1 protein-coding gene is annotated in these 723 nt (G+C 43.3%); it reads left to right on the top strand.

All coding sequences use genetic code 11. From position 1 onward, the window contains the following. On the top strand, positions 1-723 hold a 723-nt coding region (locus L2737_RS22245; RefSeq protein WP_248957141.1), incomplete at both ends, for an Hpt domain-containing protein.

Raw genomic sequence — 723 nt, forward strand, 5'->3', positions numbered from 1 at the left:
CTGGTGATGGATACGGCAAAACGGCTACCAGCATTAGTGATAGATTTTGAAGCGCAACAATCTCCAAGCTTTGATCCTGCTGTCACTATTCTACAAAGCCATAATCTCATGACACAGCAACCTATCAATGCTGGGCTGACCATATTAGATGCTGTCACTGCTGATTCAGACTCAGCATTAGAACTATCGCAACCATTTGATGATGATGCTGAATTGCTAAGTGCTCTCGACATGAGCAATGAGTCAAACGAGACAACTGCTGATAGTAAAAAGAGCACTGCTGTTGCTTCCTTATCTGCTATTGATATTCCAGCGATACTCAAACCCTTTATGCAAGAAACCGAGCAGCTAGCGGCAGATGCTCATGATGCCGATCCTGATATTAAAGAGATATTTTTAGAAGAAGCTGATGAAGTATTGGCTGAGATTGTACCTTTATATGAAGATTGGCGATTATTGCCAGCTGACTTAAGCGGATTGGTGGATATTCGTCGTGGGTTCCATACCTTAAAAGGTTCCGGTCGTATGGTCGGTGCAAATTATACGGCTGAGCTGGCTTGGGCTATAGAAAATATGCTTAATCGCATTTTGGATCATAGTGTGACTGTCTCAACAGATATGCGTCAGCTTATTGCGGATGTGCTAGCTGCCTATCCTGCGATGCTAACAGTATTTGAAAATGACAGCCAAAACTATCCGGTGATGGTGCCTTTATGGATCGCA

The organism is Shewanella electrodiphila (assembly GCF_023283985.1).
In the GTDB taxonomy this organism is placed as follows: domain Bacteria; phylum Pseudomonadota; class Gammaproteobacteria; order Enterobacterales; family Shewanellaceae; genus Shewanella; species Shewanella electrodiphila.